This is a genomic window from Pseudomonas sp. MD330_10 (genome assembly GCF_042610415.1).
GTDB classification, from domain to species: Bacteria; Pseudomonadota; Gammaproteobacteria; order Pseudomonadales; family Pseudomonadaceae; genus Aquipseudomonas; species Aquipseudomonas rhodesiae.
This window is the reverse complement of sequence record NZ_JBHGZU010000004.1, coordinates 1-17,916: the sequence shown is the minus strand read 5'-3', so window position 1 is coordinate 17,916 and position 17,916 is coordinate 1. Positions and strand designations below refer to the sequence as shown.

Here is a 17,916-nt window from a genome sequence, read left to right as displayed (position 1 = left end):
TGACCATGACCACACCTACTCCAGTGTCAGCAGTCGATCAAAGCCTGCTGTACCCGTCCCCGTACAAAGAATTCTGGCAAGCCTTTTCCAAAAACAAAGGCGCGGTTGCCGGCCTGCTGTTTATGTTGCTGATCGTGTTCTGCGCGATCTTCGCCCCGTGGGTCGCGCCCCATAACCCCAGCGAGCAATACCGCGACTTCCTGCTCACCCCGCCGGCGTGGCTGGAGGGCGGGCAGATGCAGTTTCTGTTGGGCACCGACGAACTGGGCCGTGACCTGCTCTCGCGCCTGATCCAGGGTTCGCGCCTGTCGCTGCTGATCGGTTTGTCGTCGGTGGTGATGTCGCTGATCCCGGGCATCCTGCTGGGTCTGTTCGCCGGGTTCTTCCCGCGTCTGCTGGGCCCGACCATCATGCGCCTGATGGACATCATGCTGGCCCTGCCGTCGCTGCTGCTGGCCGTGGCCATCGTTGCCATCCTCGGCCCTGGCCTGATCAACACCGTGATCGCTATCGCCATCGTGTCGCTGCCGTCCTACGTGCGTCTGACCCGTGCTGCGGTGATGGGCGAGTTGAACCGTGACTACGTGACTGCCGCGCGCCTGGCCGGTGCCGGTCTGCCGCGCCTGATGTTCATCACTGTGCTGCCCAACTGCATGGCGCCGCTGATCGTGCAGGCCACCTTGAGTTTCTCCTCGGCGATCCTCGATGCCGCGGCGCTGGGCTTCCTCGGCCTTGGCGTACAACCGCCGACCCCGGAGTGGGGCACCATGCTGGCTTCGGCCCGTGACTACATCGAACGCGCCTGGTGGGTGGTGAGCCTGCCTGGTTTGACCATTTTGCTCAGCGTGCTGGCAATCAACTTGATGGGTGACGGCCTGCGCGATGCGCTGGACCCGAAACTCAAGAACGCCGCCTGAGGAGATTCCCATGTCACTGTTAGAAATCAAGAATCTCAACGTACGCTTCGGCGACGCAACCGCCGTGCCGGTGGTCGACGGCCTCGACCTGTCCGTGGACAAGGGCGAAGTACTGGCCATCGTGGGCGAGTCGGGTTCGGGGAAATCCGTGACCATGATGGCGCTGATGGGCCTGATCGAGCATCCCGGCATCGTCACCGCCGATGCGCTGACCTTCGACGGCAAGGACATGCTCAAGCTGAGCAGCCGTCAACGTCGCCAGATCGTCGGCAAAGACCTGGCGATGGTGTTCCAGGACCCGATGACCGCGCTGAACCCCAGCTACACCGTGGGTTTCCAGATTGAAGAAGTGCTGCGCCTGCACCTGAAAATGTCCGGCAAACAGGCACGCAAACGCGCGATCGAATTGTTGGAAAAAGTCGAGATCCCAGGCGCCGCCAGCCGTATGGACGCCTATCCGCACCAACTGTCCGGCGGTATGAGCCAGCGCGTAGCCATCGCCATGGCAATTGCCGGCGAGCCGAAACTGCTGATCGCCGACGAACCGACCACCGCGTTGGACGTGACCATCCAGGCGCAGATCATGGACCTGCTGCTGGCCCTGCAAAAAGAGCAGAACATGGGCCTGGTGCTGATCACCCACGACCTCGCCGTGGTGGCCGAAACCGCCCAGCGCGTGTGCGTGATGTACGCCGGCCAAGCCGTGGAAGTTGGCCAGGTGCCGCAACTGTTTGATATTCCCGCGCACCCTTATAGCGAAGCGCTACTCAAGGCGATCCCCGAGCACAGCCTGGGCGCCACCCGCCTGGCCACGTTGCCTGGCATCGTGCCCGGCCGCTACGACCGCCCGCAGGGTTGCCTGCTGTCGCCGCGCTGCCCGTATGTGCAGGAATCCTGCCGTGCCCAGCGCCCGGGCCTCGATCCTAAAACCAACAGCCTCGCGCGCTGCTTCTACCCCTTGAACCAGGAGGTGGCGTAATGGCCGTCGTTCTTACCGCCCGCGACCTGACCCGTCACTACGAAGTGTCCCGTGGCCTGTTCAAGGGCCACGCCACCGTGCGGGCCCTCAATGGTGTGTCCTTCGAACTGGAAGCCGGCAAGACCCTCGCCGTAGTCGGCGAGTCGGGTTGCGGCAAGTCCACCCTCGCCCGCGCACTCACGCTGATTGAAGAACCGTCTTCGGGTTCGCTGAAAATCGCCGGCCAGGAAGTCGCCGGTGCCGACAAGGCCCAGCGCAAGCAATTGCGCAAAGACGTGCAGATGGTGTTCCAAAGCCCTTACGCCTCGTTGAACCCACGGCAGAAAGTCGGCGACCAACTGGGCGAACCGCTGCTGATCAACACCAACCTGTCCGCCGCCGAACGCCGCGAGAAAGTGCAGGCAATGATGAAGCAAGTGGGCCTGCGCCCCGAGCATTATCAGCGCTACCCGCACATGTTCTCCGGCGGCCAGCGCCAGCGGATTGCACTGGCTCGGGCGATGATGCTGCAACCCAAAGTGCTGGTGGCGGATGAACCGACCTCGGCGCTCGACGTGTCGATCCAGGCCCAGGTGCTCAATCTGTTCATGGATCTGCAGCAGGAATTCAACACGGCCTACGTGTTCATTTCCCACAACCTGGCGGTGGTGCAACACGTTGCCGACGATGTGATGGTGATGTACCTCGGTCGCCCGGTGGAAGTCGGCCCGAAGGAAGACATTTACGCGCGCCCGCTGCACCCCTACACCCAGGCGCTGCTGTCGGCCACGCCGACCATTCATCCGGATCCGAACAAACCGAAGATCAAAATCGTCGGCGAGTTGCCCAACCCCTTGAACCCGCCGCCGGGTTGCGCGTTCCACAAGCGCTGCCCGTACGCCACCGAGCGTTGCAGCACCGAGGAGCCGCAATTGCGAGCGTTGGATAACCGTCAGGTGGCTTGCCACTACGCGGAACAATTCGTCGCCTGAGCGCGCCGGACCGATCAGTAGCAGAGTTTCACAGCCCTTCCCATCAGGTTGCGCATCAGCCTGGCGGGAGGGGCTTTCTTTTTGCGGCTATTGGTCGCCATCGTCATAGGTTTCGCTGTCTTCCCCTTCGTTGTAGGGGTTTTCTGCGTCCTCTTTGGGAGCCGGTTGGGCCTGGGGTTGCCAGCTGCCGGAATTGACCTCTTTCTGCTTTTTCTTGGTGACCGGGCCGGTGTCTTTCCACTGAGGCGTGCCTGCGTCAGCCAGTGCCGGGAGGGTCGTCAGCCACAGGCAGGCCAGCAACAGCAGGGATATGGCGCGTTGAGCCTTTCGCACGGTGGTCTCCTTTGCAGTCGGTGGTTAAACGCTAGACCGGATGCCGGGTTCTCGCCAATCTAACGCCTGGTGGAAAAAAATGTGGGAGGGGGCTTGCCCCCGATGGCTGTGTGTCAGCTAGCACATTCAGGGCTGACACACTGCTATCGGGGGCAAGCCCCCTCCCACATCTGGGCCAAGATGTGCTGGCAAATTCGCCACAATTTGGCCCGTCAACCGCCAATTTCCGCCTATCCAAGTTCCGGTTAGACACAACGCGGCAAAAAAAGTGGGAGGGGGCTTGCCCCCTCCCACATCTGGGCCAAGATGTGCTGGCAAATTCGCCACAACTTGGCCCGCTAACCGCCAATTTCCGCCTATCCAAGTTCCGGGCAGACACAACGCGGTAAAAAAAGTGGGAGGGGGCTTGCCCCCGATGGCAGTGCGTCAGCCAGTACATTCAGGGCTGACACATTGCTATCGGGGGCAAGCCCCCTCCCACATCTGGGCCAAGATGTGCTGGCAAATTCGCCACAATTTGGCCCGCCAACAGCCAATTTCCGCCTATCCAAGTTCCGGTTAGACACAACGCGGTAAAAAAAGTGGGAGGGGTCTTGCCCCCGATAGCTGTGTGTCAGCCAGTACATTCAGGGCTGACACACTGCTATCGGGGGCAAGCCCCCTCCCACATGTTGTTTAGTGGTGCTCGCGGGTCGCGCGGAATTTCACGTCCGGCCAGCGCTCTTCCATCAGCGCCAGGTTGACGCGGGTCGGGGCCAGGTAGGTCAGGTGCCCGCCGCCGTCGAGCGCGAGGTTTTCCACGGCTTTGTTGGAGAACTCTTCCAGCTTTTTCTTATCGGCGCATTCGATCCAGCGTGCGGAGTACACGGTGATCGGCTCGTAGGAGCATTCGACCTTGTATTCCTCTTTCAAGCGGCTGGCGACCACATCGAACTGCAGCACACCCACGGCGCCGAGGATGATGTCGTTGCTGCGCTCGGGGAAGAACACCTGGGTGGCGCCCTCTTCCGCCAGTTGCTGCAAGCCTTGGCGCAATTGCTTGGATTTGAGCGGATCGCGCAGGCGCACGCGGCGGAACAGTTCCGGGGCGAAGTGCGGGATACCGGTAAAGCCCAACGCTTCACCTTCGGTGAAGGTGTCGCCGATCTGGATGGTGCCGTGGTTGTGCAGGCCGATGATGTCGCCGGCGTAGGCTTCTTCGAGCTGTTCACGCTCGGAGGAGAAGAACGTCAGGGCGTCGCCGATGCGCACATCCTTGCCGGTGCGCACGTGGCGCATCTTCATGCCTTTTTCGTATTTGCCGGAGCAGATGCGCATGAACGCGATACGGTCGCGGTGCTTGGGGTCCATGTTCGCCTGGATCTTGAACACGAAGCCGGTGAATTTCTCTTCCACCGGTTCCACGGTACGTTCGTTGGCCACCCGTGGCAGCGGGCGCGGGGCCCAGTCCACCACGGCGTCGAGCACATGGTCGACGCCGAAGTTGCCCAGGGCGGTCCCGAAGAACACTGGGGTCAGCTGGCCGTCGAGGAATTCCTGTTGGTTGAATTCATGGCAGGCGCCCTGCACCAGCTCCAACTGATCGACGAAGCGGTCGTACTCGTCACCCAGGTGGGCGCGGGCTTCGTCGGAGTCGAGTTTTTCGATGATCTTGGTTTCGGTGCGTTCATGCCCGTGGCCGGCGGTGTAGACGATGATGTAATCGTCGGCCAGGTGGTACACGCCTTTGAAGTCGCGGTAGCAACCAATCGGCCAGGTGATCGGCGCGGCCTTGATCTTCAATACGGCTTCGATTTCGTCGAGCAGCTCGATCGGGTCGCGGATATCGCGGTCGAGTTTGTTGATAAAGCTGACGATGGGCGTATCGCGCAGACGGCACACGTCCATCAGCGCGATGGTGCGCGGCTCGACGCCCTTACCGCCGTCCAACACCATCAACGCCGAGTCCACCGCGGTCAGGGTGCGGTAAGTGTCTTCGGAGAAGTCTTCGTGGCCCGGGGTGTCGAGCAGGTTGACCATGTGATCGCGATACGGGAACTGCATGACCGACGTGGTAATGGAGATACCCCGTTGTTTTTCCATTTCCATCCAGTCGGAGGTGGCATGGCGGTCGGATTTGCGGGATTTCACCGTGCCGGCCACTGCGATTGCCTTGCCCATCAGCAAGAGCTTCTCGGTGATGGTGGTTTTACCGGCATCGGGGTGGGAAATAATGGCGAAAGTGCGGCGTTTCGCGACTTCGGCGGCCTGGTGGGTCATGGGAAATCGCCTGGCAGGTGAGTCAAAAAAGGGCGGCGAGTATAGCGCAAACCCAAGGTGACGGACCACCGTTCACCCGATCAGGGGTGGCTAAATGGTGCCAAGTGTGGAACCTTTTAAAAGGTAGAGACGTCCACTCCCCTGCTATCGCACTCGTAACAGGGGCTGAAAAATCAGCAAGTTAGCCTGACGAGGCTGCGCTTATGGCTCGAACTCATGCCGCTTTTGACGGCATTGGCGAGCTGCATTTCGCGTTCACTTTTCGCTGACAGCCAGCCATGGCATGCCACGCAGGAATGTGTTCGTCGACAGAAGAAAAAAGGAGTCCGCCTGTGGCTATTCGCTATGGCAAAGGGCTGATAGGAGGCGCGGTTGTCGTCGCGCTCCTGGCCCTGCTGATCCACTGGATCGGCATCAACACGATCGAGTTGTACCGCGACGATTTGTTGTTTTACCTGCAAGCTCACTTAGTTCTCGTTCTAGTCTCCATGCTGGCGGCCCTCGTTGTGGGCATCCCCGCCGGTATCCTGCTCAGTCGACCGCACATGGTCGGGCGCGCAGAACGCTTCATGCAGATCTTCAACATCGGTAATACCGTCCCTCCCCTGGCCGTACTGGCCATCGCCCTCGGCGTCCTCGGCATCGGCAGCGGCCCGGCCATCTTCGCGCTGTTCCTCGCCTCCCTCCTGCCTATCGTGCGCAACACCTACGAAGGCCTGAAAAACGTTCAAGGCTCGCTCAAAGAAGCCGCCACCGGCATCGGCATGACCCCGCGCCAGGTGCTGTTTCGCGTGGAGTTGCCCAATGCCGTGCCGATCATCATCGGCGGCGTGCGCGTGGCGCTGGCGATCAATGTGGGCACCGCGCCCCTGGCGTTTCTGATCGGCGCCAACAGCCTGGGCAGTCTGATCTTCCCCGGCATCGCCCTGAACAATCAGCCGCAACTGTTGCTCGGCGCCGCATGCACGGCACTGCTGGCCTTGTTGCTGGACGGTCTGGTGACCATGGCCAGCCGCCTCTGGCTGGAACGCGGGTTGCGTCCGTCTTAAGGCTTGGCAAAGGAATTCACATGAAAAAGCTGACACTGATATTGAGCTGCGTCCTGCTGTGCGCAGGGTTTGCACAAGCCGCAGAAAAACCGGTAATCCGCATCGGCGCCCGGGTGTTCACCGAACAGACCCTGCTCGCCGAGATAACCTCCCAATACTTGCGCACCAAGGGCTATGCCCCTCAAGTGACCGGCGGCCTTGGCAGCAACCTGGCGCGCAGTGCCCAGGAAAGCGGGCAACTGGACCTGTTATGGGAATACACCGGTGTGTCGCTGGTAGCCTACAACCACATCGACGAGAAACTCGACAGCGAACGGTCCTACGCTCGGGTCAAAGAACTCGACGCGAAAAAGGGCCTGATCTGGCTGGCGCCGTCGCGCTTCAGCAACACCTATGCCCTGGCGTTGCCACAGAAGGTCGCGCAGGAACATCCCGAGATCAACAGCATCAGCGACCTCACCCAGACGATGGCGGAAAACACCCGGGAACATCGCCTGGTCGCGCTGGACACCGAGTTCGCCAATCGCTCCGACGGTCTGGCCGGCATGGTCAAGCTGTATGAGATGAACCTGACCCGCGCAAACACCCGGCAAATGGACGCTGGCCTGGTCTACACCGCGCTGCGCAATAGCCAAGTGTTCGCCGGCCTGGTCTACACCACCGACGGTCGCTTGAACGCCTTCAAATTAAAACTGCTGGCGGACGACAAGCATTACTTCCCGGACTACACCGCCGCGCCGGTAGTGCGCCAGGCCTACCTGGACGCGCACCCGCAACTGGCCGCCGACCTCAAGCCGCTGGCCGCGCTGTTCGACGACGAAACCATGCGCCAACTCAACGCGCGGGTCGATGTCGATCACGAAAGCCCGTCCGTCGTGGCCGCTGATTTTCTGCGCCAGCATCCGATCAACTAACGAGGAGAAGACATGGAATTCCTGAACGCCTTTTCCCATCTTGATTGGGCCCAAGTCCTGCACCTGACCTGGCAGCACATCACCCTGGTCGGTATCGCGGTGATCCTGGCGATATTTATCGGTGTGCCCCTGGGCATCCTGATGACGCGCTTCCCGACGCTGGCCGGCCCGCTGCAAGCCAGCGCCACCGTGTTGCTGACGGTGCCTTCCATCGCCCTGTTCGGCCTGCTGTTGCCGTTCTACTCCAAATTCGGTCAGGGCCTGGGGCCGATGCCGGCCATTACCGCCGTGTTCCTCTACTCCCTGCTGCCGATCATGCGTAACACCTACCTGGCCCTCACCGGCGTGGAGCCGGGCATTCGCGAAGCCGCCAAAGGCATCGGCATGACCTTCGGCCAGCGCCTGCGCATGGTCGAGTTGCCCATCGCGGTGCCGGTGATCCTCGCCGGCGTGCGCACTGCCGTGGTGATGAACATCGGTGTGATGACCATCGCCGCCACCATCGGTGCCGGTGGCTTGGGTGTACTGATTCTGGCCTCCATCAGCCGCAGCGATATGTCGATGCTGATCGTCGGCGCCGTGCTGGTCAGCCTGCTGGCCATCTTCGCCGACCTGCTTCTGCAATGGCTGCAACGCTCGCTGACTCCAAAAGGATTGCTCAAATGATCGAACTTCAAAACCTGTCCAAGACGTTCCAAAGCAACGGCAAAACCGTCACCGCCGTCAACGATGTCAGCCTGACCGTCAATGAAGGCGAGATCTGTGTATTCCTCGGGCCATCGGGCTGCGGCAAAAGCACCACGCTGAAGATGATCAACCGCCTGATCAAACCCACCTCGGGCAAGATCCTGATCAACGGTGAAGACACCACCGACCTCGACGAAGTGACCCTGCGCCGTAACATCGGCTACGTGATCCAGCAGATCGGCCTGTTCCCCAATATGACCATCGAAGAGAACATCGTGGTCGTGCCGAAACTGCTCGGCTGGGACAAACAGAAATGCCACGACCGCGCCCGCGAGTTGATGAGCATGATCAAGCTGGAGCCCAAGCAGTACCTGCATCGCTATCCGCGTGAATTGTCCGGTGGCCAACAGCAGCGGATCGGCGTGATCCGCGCCTTGGCGGCGGATGCGCCGTTGCTGCTGATGGACGAGCCGTTCGGCGCGGTCGACCCGATCAACCGCGAGATGATCCAGAACGAGTTTTTCGAGATGCAGCGGGCGCTGAACAAGACGGTGATTATGGTCAGCCACGACATCGACGAAGCCATCAAGCTGGGCGACAAGATCGCGATTTTCCGCGCCGGCAAACTGTTGCAGATCGACCACCCGGACACATTGCTGGCACACCCGGCCGACGAGTTCGTCAGCAACTTTGTGGGCCAGGACAGCACCCTCAAGCGCCTGCTGCTGGTCAAGGCCGAAGACGCGGCGGACAACGCCCCGTCGGTGAGCCCGGAAACCCCGGTGGCCGATGCGCTGGAACTGATGGACGAGCACGACCGTCGCTACGTGGTGGTGACCTGCGCCGAGAACAAGGCACTGGGCTATGTGCGCCGTCGCGACCTGCACCGTCAGACCGGCACTTGCGGCCAGTACCTGCGTGAGTTCAACGCCACGGCGGCGTACGACGAGCACTTGCGCATCCTGTTGTCGCGCATGTACGAGTTCAATCGCTCGTGGTTGCCAGTGATGGATGCCGAGCGGGTGTTCTTGGGGGAAGTGACGCAAGAGTCGATTGCCGAGTACCTGAGCTCCGGTAAGTCCCGTGGGGGCAAGACCAGCATCGTCTCCCCTGCCGAGGCCGCCCTGGCCTGATCTTATGTGGGAGGGGGCTTGCTCCCTCCCATATTGGGTCCGTGATCTGTCAGGGAAATACCTTCAATTACCCCCATGCGGGGAACATCATTCCGTCACACCGGTCGGTTACATAAGTAGCTGCACAACGCAGCGCGACGAACGCGTGCAAAAACGCGACATTTTTAGTTGATCTATGGCCCCTCACGCCCTAAAGTTCGCGCCGAACGTCCATGCTGGAAACGATCCATCCGGCTCAAGTACTGACGACGAGACAGCAAGGCCAAGGGCAGCTTATCCCATGGCCTTTTTGCTTTCGGCGACATGCCTTGGGAAGTAGGCGAACCAAAGTGGGGATACGGAGGACGTTCAGTTGTACCCATTGATCAATACAGTTTGCCCTTAGGAGTTCCCAGCATGTCGATCAACGTCGAAGATTATTTCGCGCGCGCCACTTTTGACAAAATGAAGGCGTTCGCCGACAAGCAAGAAACCCCATTCGTGGTGATCGACACCGCGATGATCAGCCAGGCCTACGATGACCTGCGCGCCGGTTTCGAATTCGCCAAGGTTTATTACGCGGTCAAGGCCAACCCGGCCGTCGAGATCATCGACCTGTTGAAAGACAAAGGTTCGAGCTTCGACATCGCCTCGATCTACGAGCTGGACAAGGTCATGGACCGTGGCGTCAGCGCCGACCGCATCAGCTACGGCAACACCATCAAGAAATCCAAGGACATCCGCTACTTCTACGAGAAGGGCGTGCGTCTGTTCTCCACCGACTCCGAAGCCGACCTGCGCAATATCGCCAAGGCCGCGCCGGGCTCGAAAGTGTATGTGCGCATTCTCACCGAAGGCTCCACCACAGCCGACTGGCCGCTGTCGCGTAAATTCGGCTGCCAGACCGACATGGCCATGGACCTGCTGATCCTAGCCCGTGACCTGGGCCTGGTGCCGTACGGCATCTCGTTCCACGTCGGCTCGCAACAGCGCGATATCAGCGTGTGGGACGCGGCTATCGCCAAGGTCAAAGTGATCTTCGAGCGCTTGAAAGAAGAAGACGGCATCCACCTCAAGCTGATCAACATGGGCGGCGGCTTCCCGGCCAACTACATCACCCGCACCAACAGCCTGGAAACCTATGCCGAGGAAATCATCCGCTTCCTCAAGGAAGATTTCGGCGACGATCTGCCGGAAATCATCCTGGAGCCCGGCCGTTCGTTGATCGCCAACGCCGGCATTCTGGTCAGCGAAGTGGTGCTGGTGGCGCGTAAATCCCGCACCGCCGTCGAGCGTTGGGTGTACACGGATGTGGGCAAATTCTCCGGCCTGATCGAAACCATGGACGAGTCCATCAAGTTTCCGATCTGGACCGAGAAGAAAGGTGAGATGGAAGAAGTGGTCATCGCTGGACCGACCTGCGACAGCGCCGACATCATGTACGAAAACTACAAGTACGGCCTGCCGCTGAACCTGGCGATCGGTGATCGTTTGTACTGGTTGTCCACCGGTGCGTACACCACCAGCTACAGCGCCGTTGAGTTCAATGGGTTTCCGCCATTGAAGTCCTACTACGTCTAAGCCGTGCTTCCTATAGGAGCGAGCGGTTCGCTCCTATAGGTTTTCCAACTGTCGGGCTCGTTGTTGATAAGCCTGCGCCATCGCCCGGATCCTCGGGTCATCCGTAGCCGCCAGCGCCGTGTGGGCCACCCGCAGAAACTTCAGATTCCCGCCCGCCAGCGCTTTGCGCAGCCATGCCAACGCCGCTTCGATCTGGCCATTATCCGCCAGCACCGCCGCATGACTGAATTGCCCGCGAAAATCCCCGCCCTCGGCTGAACGGCGATACCACTGCTGCGCGGCTTCCAGATCCCGTGGGCAGAATTGTCCTTCCTCCAGATACCGCCCGAGCAAGTTCATCGACTTGGCATGACCCCGCTCGGCCGCTTGGCGATAGCACGCCAATGCCTGGGCTTGATCCTGTGCAACACCACGCCCGGTGGCCAGCAGGTTGGCGTAGTTGTACAACCCCCAGTCCAACCCCGCCTCGGCAGCCTGGCGATATTCCCGCGCGGCCGCCGCTTCGTCGACGGTGCAACCCCAGCCGTGTTCCAGGCAACGCCCGAGCATATTGCGCGCCATCAACTGCCCGCCTTGTGCCGCAATGCGAAACCACCGCAGCGCCAGCGCTTGATCGCGTTCGATACCGCGCCCGTCCAGCAGAATCTGCCCCAGCAACGCCTGGGCATCCACCACCCCTTCCTTCGCCGCGACCAGGATCGCCTGGGCGGCGCGCACCGGGGAGTCATCAAGCATGCTCTGCAATTGCTCGACCGTGAGCACCTCTTGGCGACGCAACAAAAAGCTCATATCAAACCTCAACCCAGCGACGTAGCAGGTTGTGATAAGTGCCGGTGAGCTGGATCAACGCCGGGTGATCGGGCACATCCCGGGTCAATTGCTGGATCGCGCCGTCCATCTCGAACAGCAATGTGCGCTGGCTGTCTTCGCGCACCAGGCTCTGGGTCCAGAAGAATGAGGCGTAACGCGCCCCCCGGGTCACCGGGTTGACTTTGTGCAGGCTGGACCCGGGGTACAGCACCATATCGCCGGCCGGCAACTTGACCCGCTGCACACCGAAAGTGTCCTGGATCTCCAGTTCGCCGCCGTCGTAGTCCTCGGGGTCGCTGAAAAACAATGTGGACGACAAATCGGTGCGCACCCGCTCAGGGCTGCCCTTGGGTTGGCGCACGGCGTTATCGATATGAAAGTCGAAACTGCCGCCGGCGGTGTAGCAGTTAAGCAGCGGCGGAAACACTTTGTGCGGTAACGCCGCCGACATGAACAGCGGGTTTTGCCACAGGCGTTCGAGCATCGCCGTGCCGATTTCCTTGGCCAAGGGGTGGCCTTCGGGCAATTGCAGGTTGTGTTTGGCTTTGGCCGATTGGTGCCCGGCGGTAATTTTACCGTCGGCCCAATCGGCGTTTTCCAAGGCCTGGCGGATGCGCTGCACCTCCTCGCGGGAGAACAGGCCGGGAATGTGCAGCAGCATGGGGCAGTACCTGGGTGCGGAGGGACGCCAATGGTATTGATTCTTATCCACGCTGTAAAACCCAAGGACGGATGAGATCGTAAAAACCGTAAGCAAAAAGTGTAAAGAATGTAAATTCAGTGCAATTAGCAATGTATCGCAATTGATAGAAAGTCGTGTTCACCCTATATTCCGCCGCCTCACATCCTTGGGGAAAGGACACGTCATGTCGCGCACTTCAACAAAAACCTCTGCCGGTTCACCACGCATGCTGGCCTCGGCCATAGGCGTCGCTCTGAGCGCCAGCTCTGCCGCCCACTTGGCGCAAGCGGCTGAAGACACCGAACAAAAAGGCGAGCGCAATAGCATCTCTCTGGGCGCCACCAGCATTACCGGCCAGGAACAGGACGACACCTCTTACCAAGTGGAAAAAGCTGCCTCGCAGAAATACACCGCACCGCTGGTGGACACACCGCGCTCGGTCACTGTGGTGCCGCAGCAAGTACTCAAGGACACCGCCGCTACCTCGTTGCAGGATGCGCTGCGCACCGTACCGGGTATCACCTTCGGTGCCGGTGAAGGCGGTAACCCTCAGGGTGACCGTCCGTTTATCCGCGGTTTCGATGCCCAGGGCGACACCTACCTGGACGGCGTGCGCGACACCGGCGGCCAGAGCCGTGAGATTTTCGACATCGAATCCATCGAAGTCAGCAAAGGCCCGAACTCCTCCTTCGGCGGGCGTGGCTCGGCCGGTGGCAGCCTCAACCTGGTGAGCAAGACCCCACAGGCACGGGACTTCACCAACGGCGGCTTCACCTACGGTTCCGACCAGACCCGCCGCTACGTGCTCGACGTGAACCGCCAGTTCCTCGACGACAGCGCCGCATTCCGCCTGAACTTGATGAGCCACGAGCAGAACGTGGCCGGGCGCGATGCCGTGAACTACGACCGCTGGGGCGTTGCGCCTTCGCTGACCTTCGGCCTGGGCACCCCCACCCGCGTCAACCTCAGCTACTACCATCTGGAAAGCGACGACCTGCCAGACTCGGGGATTCCCTACGGCTACGGTTCGGCCACCGCCACCGCCCACGTCCACGACAAACCCAACGACGGCGGCGACAGCGATAACTTCTACGGCCTCAAAGGCCGCGATTTCCGCAAGACCCGCGCCGACATCAGTACGTTCTCCATCGAGCACGATCTGAACGACAACATGACCCTGAAAAACACCCTGCGCCACGGCAGCACTGGCCAGGACTACGTACTGACCCAGCCGGACGACAGCAAACTCAACGTAAACAAATTCGGCACCGTGTGGCGCCGTGCCAACTCGCGGGTGTCCACCACCACCACGACCACCAACCAGACCGACCTGTTCGGCAGCTTCCAGGCCCTGGGCTTCAAAAACACCTACTCCACCGGCCTGGAATTCACCGGTGAAGAAACCCGCGTCAGCAGCTACACCGTGAGCCCGAACGCCAACCCGATCTGCACCGTGGCCAAAGGCGGCCTGGGCGGCCAATGCACGTCGCTGAGCAACCCGAACCCGGACGATGCCTGGACCGGTTCCGTCGCCCGCAACTACAACGGCACCAACACCAAAGCCACCAGCCGCGCCGCGTACGTGTTCGACACCATCGAACTGGACCCGAAATGGCTGCTTAACGTCGGCCTGCGCTACGACACTTTCGACACCGAAGCCAACACCAATGCGGTGCCTAGTGCGACGGTCAAGGCACGCAGCAAAATTAAGGACGACAGCCAGTTCTTCAACTGGCAGGCCGGCCTGGTCTGGAAGCCTCTGGAAAACGGCAGCATCTATGCCTCCTATGCCACCTCAGCCACCCCGCCAGGCGGCCTGGTCGGCGAAGGTTCGGACGGCAACCCACTGTCCGCCGGCGCCGCCACCAGCGATCTGCAACCGGAAGAAACCGTCAACTATGAGCTGGGCACCAAGTGGGACCTGTTCCACGACCGCCTCTCGCTGACCGCCGCCGTGTTCCGCACCGAGAAGAAAAACACGCGCATTCTGGTGGATGCCCTCACCTACCAGAACGCCGGCGAGTCTCGGGTCGATGGTCTGGAATTGTCCGCCAGCGGCAAAATCACAGAGCAATGGCAAGTGTTCGCCGGCTACAGCTACCTGGACAGCGAACTGGTCAAGGCTGGCCGTAACGGTCGCAACGGGGTGATCAGCGCCGGTTCCAACGAAGGCAACCAGATGCCCAACACGCCGAAGAACACCTTCAGTCTGTGGACCACCTATGCCCTTACACCCAAGTTCACCATTGGCGGCGGCGCGTTCTATGTCGACCAGGTTTACGGCGACGTGGGCAACACCGTGTATGTGCCGTCCTACACCCGCTACGACGCCATGGCCAGCTACAAGCTGACCAAGAACGTCGACCTGCAAATGAACGTGCAGAACCTGACCGATAAGGTCTACTACGACAAAGCCTTCTCGACCCACTTCGCCAACCAGGCGGCCGGTCGCACGGCGCTGCTGACCACCAGCTTCCACTTCTAAACGCTGGCCCATAAGCCCCACGCATCGAATGCGTGGGGCTTTTGCGTGTTAAACAACAAAGTTTCTCGACAACCCACGGCATAATGCGCGCCGTGGCATTTATATCCCGATGAGCGAGGCGGTCCGACGTGTTGAAGAAAACCCTGTTTCAGTTGCACTGGTTTTTCGGCATTACTGCCGGGCTGGTGCTGGCCTTGATGGGGATCACCGGTGCGGCGGTGTCGTTCCAAGATGAAATACTGCGGGCCCTCAACCCCAGCGTCCTGCATGTGGAAAAACGCGAAGCCGGGGTGCTGCCACCGGCCGAACTGGTGCGCAAGCTCGAAGCCGCCGAAGGCAAAACCGTGGCGATGCTGTGGGTGGAACGTGACAGCGGCAATGCCGCGCGCGTGGCCTTTACCCCGCCACCGGGTGAGCGACGTGGCCAGATGCGCTACTTCGATCCGTACACCGGCGAGTACCTGGGCGACGCCATGGGCCAGGATGTGTTCGGTTTTGTCCTGCAACTGCACCGCTTCCTCGCCATAGGCGAAACCGGCCGGCAGATCACCGGCGCCTGCACCCTGATCCTGGTGTTTTTCTGCCTCTCCGGCCTGTACCTGCGCTGGCCGCGCCAAGTGGCGAGTTGGCGCGCCTGGCTGACCCTGGACTGGCGCAAAAAGGGCCGCAGCTTCAACTGGGACCTGCATTCGGTGTTCGGCACCTGGTGCCTGCTGTTTTACCTGCTGGCGGCACTCACCGGGTTGTCCTGGTCCTACGATTGGTACAGCCGAGGGCTGACCCAACTGCTGTCCGATGCCCCGCAGAACGAACGGGTACGCACGCGCGGCCCAGCGCCGACAGGCCCTGCACCGGTGGCCAACTACGACGCGATCTGGAGCAGCCTCTACAGCAACGCCGGCCCGGACCTGAGCGCCTACAACATCCGCATGCCAGGCGCTGCCGGGCAACCGGCCACCGTGTATTACCTGCTGAGCGACTCGCCCCATGACCGCGCGCTCAACCAGATCAACCTGGACCCGGCCTCCGGCGAGGTCAAATCCCACGATCGCTACGCCGACAAGAGCCTCAAGGCTCAGTTACTGACCAGCATTTATGCCCTGCACACCGGCAGCTACTTTGGCTTGATCGGGCGGATCGTGTTGACCGTCAGTTCGCTGTTGATGCCGTTGTTCTTTATCACCGGCTGGTTGCTGTACCTGGATCGCCGTCGCAAAAAACGCCAAGTGCGCGACGCCCGCCAGCGCCTCAGCGCCAACCTCAGCGACGCACCGGCGTGGCTGATCGGCTTTGCCAGCCAGAGCGGTTTCGCCGAGCAACTGGCCTGGCAGACCGCCGGGCAATTGCAGGCGGCTGGCCTGCCGGTGAAGGTGCAGGCACTGGGCAGCGTCAATGCGGACGACCTGCGCCAAGCGCACAACGCGCTGTTCGTGGTCAGCACCTTCGGCGACGGCGAAGCCCCCGACAGCGCCCGTGGTTTCGAGCGCGGCGTGCTTGGCCAGGCTCTGTCGCTCAACGATTTGAACTACGCGGTGCTTGCCCTAGGGGATCGTCAGTACCAGCACTTTTGCGGCTTCGCCCGACGCCTGCATTTCTGGCTGACCAACCAGGGCGGCACGGCGCTGTTCGCGCCGGTGGAAGTGGACAGCGGCGATACCCAAGCCCTACTGCACTGGCAGCAACAATTGGGCGAACTGACCGGCCACGCCCCCGCCGCCGCCTGGCCCAGCGCCCAGTACGAGCACTGGACACTGAGCCAGCGCACCCTGCTCAACCCCGGCAGCGCAGGCGAAGGCGTGTACCTGCTGGGCCTCACATCGACGTCGCCGCAGCACTGGGACGCTGGCGACCTGGTGGAAATCCTGCCGCGTAATCCCGCGTCGGCAGTCGAGCACTTTCTGGCGGGCCTGGGCCTGCAAGGCAGCGACGGCGTACTCATCGAAGGGCTGGCACAGACGCTCGATCAGGCCCTGACCACTCGCCAATTGCCGGACAACCGCGCGCATCTGGTCGGCCTGCACGCCCAAGCGCTGGTGGATGCTCTGGTGCCGCTGAGCATGCGCGAATACTCCATCGCCTCGATTGCCAGCGACGGCGTGCTGCAACTGATCGTGCGCCAGGAACGCCACGCCGACGGCCGCCTGGGCCTGGGCTCGGGTTGGCTCACCGAACACGCGGCTCTCGGCGGCGCGATCAGCCTGCGTCTGCGGCGCAACAGCAGCTTCCACCTGCCGGACGCGCCGGTGCCGCTGATCCTGCTGGGCAACGGCACCGGCCTGGCCGGCCTGCGCAGCTTGCTGAAAGCGCGCATTGCCGAAGGCCAGCAACGTAACTGGTTGCTGTTCGGCGAACGCAATATCGCCCACGACTACCTGTGCCAGGACGAGCTGCAAGGCTGGCTCGCCAGCGGCGATCTAGCGCTGTTGGACCTGGCGTTCTCCCGCGATCAGGCGGAGAAGATCTACGTGCAGGATCGCCTGCGCGAATCGGCCGACGTGCTACGTAGATGGCTGGCCGATGGCGCGGCGATCTATGTGTGCGGGAGCTTGCAGGGCATGGCTGCCGGGGTGGACCAGGCGCTGCTGGATATCCTCGGCCGCGAGGCGGTGGAGCGCTTGATCGAACAAGGCCGCTATCGCCGCGACGTGTACTGAGGTCACTCACTGTGGAAGGGGGCTTGCCCCCGATGGCGGTGGATCAGTCGTCTGAAAAATGACTGTCACACCGTCATCGGGGGCAAGCCCCCTCCCACATTGGGATTGCATTTCAAGTCAGTGTTCTGTGCCGGTGGCGCTTTTTCGAACACCACTTCAGGCCCAAAGGTCTTATCCAGCAGATTGGGCCCAAAGCTGCCGCCGCGCGATCCACTGTGGGAGGGGGCAAGCCCCCTCCCACATTGGGATTGCATTGCAAGTCAGTGTTCTATGCCGGTGGCGCTTTTTCGAACACTACTTCAGGCCCAAAAGTTGTATCCAGCGGATTAGGCCCAAAGCTGCCGCCGCGCGATCCACTGTGGGAGGGGGCTTGCCCCCGATAGCGGTGGATCAGTCGTCTGATAATTGAAGTGCGCCCCAAAAGTTGGACACCTATCCAACTCTTGGGGCTTTTTCATGAGCAAGTACACGACGCAGTTCAAG

The 17,916-nt window shown here is 61.4% G+C and carries 14 protein-coding genes; 10 read left to right on the top strand and 4 right to left on the bottom strand.

Going from position 1 to position 17,916, the window contains the following annotated elements; translation table 11 throughout:
- Window positions 1-5 precede the first annotated feature (5 nt).
- From ACFZPT_RS07550 to ACFZPT_RS07540, 3 genes are read left to right on the top strand one after another with little or no spacing between them, the layout of a single operon-like run.
- Window positions 6-917 carry an ABC transporter permease subunit gene (locus ACFZPT_RS07550; protein WP_010213191.1) on the top strand — a complete coding sequence of 304 codons (912 nt, stop codon included), beginning with the start codon at window positions 6-8 and terminating at the stop codon, window positions 915-917.
- 10 nt (window positions 918-927) lie between these two features.
- Window positions 928-1,896, top strand: a complete 969-nt coding sequence (locus ACFZPT_RS07545; protein ID WP_034095860.1) for an ABC transporter ATP-binding protein — start codon at window positions 928-930, stop codon at window positions 1,894-1,896.
- Window positions 1,896-2,867 carry a peptide ABC transporter ATP-binding protein gene (locus ACFZPT_RS07540; protein ID WP_034095859.1) on the top strand — a complete coding sequence of 324 codons (972 nt, stop codon included), beginning with the start codon at window positions 1,896-1,898 and terminating at the stop codon, window positions 2,865-2,867. The genes ACFZPT_RS07545 and ACFZPT_RS07540 overlap by 1 nt, the downstream gene beginning before the upstream one ends.
- Before the next feature lie 87 nt (window positions 2,868-2,954).
- Here ACFZPT_RS07540 and ACFZPT_RS07535 read toward each other — a convergent pair whose 3' ends face one another.
- Together ACFZPT_RS07535 and ACFZPT_RS07530 are read right to left on the bottom strand one after the other, a co-directional pair.
- Window positions 2,955-3,200: a hypothetical protein gene (locus ACFZPT_RS07535; RefSeq protein ID WP_034095858.1), complete on the bottom strand. Its 246-nt coding sequence runs from the start codon at window positions 3,198-3,200 to the stop codon at window positions 2,955-2,957.
- A 675-nt stretch (window positions 3,201-3,875) separates the two neighbouring features.
- The gene (locus tag ACFZPT_RS07530; protein ID WP_034111736.1) at window positions 3,876-5,459 is read right to left on the bottom strand and encodes a peptide chain release factor 3; all 1,584 of its coding nucleotides are present in this window, start codon (window positions 5,457-5,459) and stop codon (window positions 3,876-3,878) included.
- Window positions 5,460-5,755: 296 nt separating this feature from the next.
- Between ACFZPT_RS07530 and ACFZPT_RS07525 the strand changes: the two genes are divergently transcribed.
- The 5 genes from ACFZPT_RS07525 to ACFZPT_RS07505 all read left to right on the top strand — a co-directional run bounded on the left by ACFZPT_RS07525 (window position 5,756) and on the right by ACFZPT_RS07505 (window position 10,802).
- Window positions 5,756-6,508 (top strand): ABC transporter permease, encoded by a 753-nt coding sequence (locus ACFZPT_RS07525; protein ID WP_232925194.1) that lies wholly within the window; start codon window positions 5,756-5,758, stop codon window positions 6,506-6,508.
- Window positions 6,509-6,528: 20 nt separating this feature from the next.
- Window positions 6,529-7,422 (top strand): glycine betaine ABC transporter substrate-binding protein, encoded by an 894-nt coding sequence (locus ACFZPT_RS07520; RefSeq protein WP_099312836.1) that lies wholly within the window; start codon window positions 6,529-6,531, stop codon window positions 7,420-7,422.
- 12 nt (window positions 7,423-7,434) lie between these two features.
- A complete protein-coding gene (locus tag ACFZPT_RS07515; protein ID WP_005784720.1) occupies window positions 7,435-8,088 on the top strand; it encodes an ABC transporter permease in 654 nt (217 codons plus the stop codon).
- Window positions 8,085-9,242: a betaine/proline/choline family ABC transporter ATP-binding protein gene (locus ACFZPT_RS07510; RefSeq protein ID WP_034136951.1), complete on the top strand. Its 1,158-nt coding sequence runs from the start codon at window positions 8,085-8,087 to the stop codon at window positions 9,240-9,242. Before ACFZPT_RS07515 ends, ACFZPT_RS07510 begins: the two co-directional genes overlap by 4 nt.
- 396 nt (window positions 9,243-9,638) lie before the next feature.
- Window positions 9,639-10,802, top strand: coding sequence for a type III PLP-dependent enzyme (locus ACFZPT_RS07505; RefSeq protein ID WP_034095854.1), 1,164 nt, complete (start codon window positions 9,639-9,641; stop codon window positions 10,800-10,802).
- Window positions 10,803-10,835: 33 nt separating this feature from the next.
- Here ACFZPT_RS07505 and ACFZPT_RS07500 read toward each other — a convergent pair whose 3' ends face one another.
- Entirely contained in the window at window positions 10,836-11,591 is a 756-nt protein-coding gene (locus ACFZPT_RS07500) for a tetratricopeptide repeat protein (RefSeq protein WP_099312837.1), read from the bottom strand.
- A 1-nt stretch (window position 11,592) separates the two neighbouring features.
- Entirely contained in the window at window positions 11,593-12,273 is a 681-nt protein-coding gene (locus ACFZPT_RS07495; protein WP_034095852.1) for a Fe2+-dependent dioxygenase, read from the bottom strand.
- Between the two features lie 205 nt (window positions 12,274-12,478).
- On the opposite strand from ACFZPT_RS07495, the gene ACFZPT_RS07490 reads away from it, so the two are divergent.
- Together ACFZPT_RS07490 and ACFZPT_RS07485 are read left to right on the top strand one after the other, a co-directional pair.
- Window positions 12,479-14,779, top strand: a complete 2,301-nt coding sequence (locus ACFZPT_RS07490; protein WP_184336207.1) for a TonB-dependent siderophore receptor — start codon at window positions 12,479-12,481, stop codon at window positions 14,777-14,779.
- Window positions 14,780-14,907: 128 nt separating this feature from the next.
- Window positions 14,908-17,433, top strand: coding sequence for a sulfite reductase flavoprotein subunit alpha (locus ACFZPT_RS07485; protein ID WP_099312839.1), 2,526 nt, complete (start codon window positions 14,908-14,910; stop codon window positions 17,431-17,433).
- Window positions 17,434-17,916: the final 483 nt, after the last annotated feature.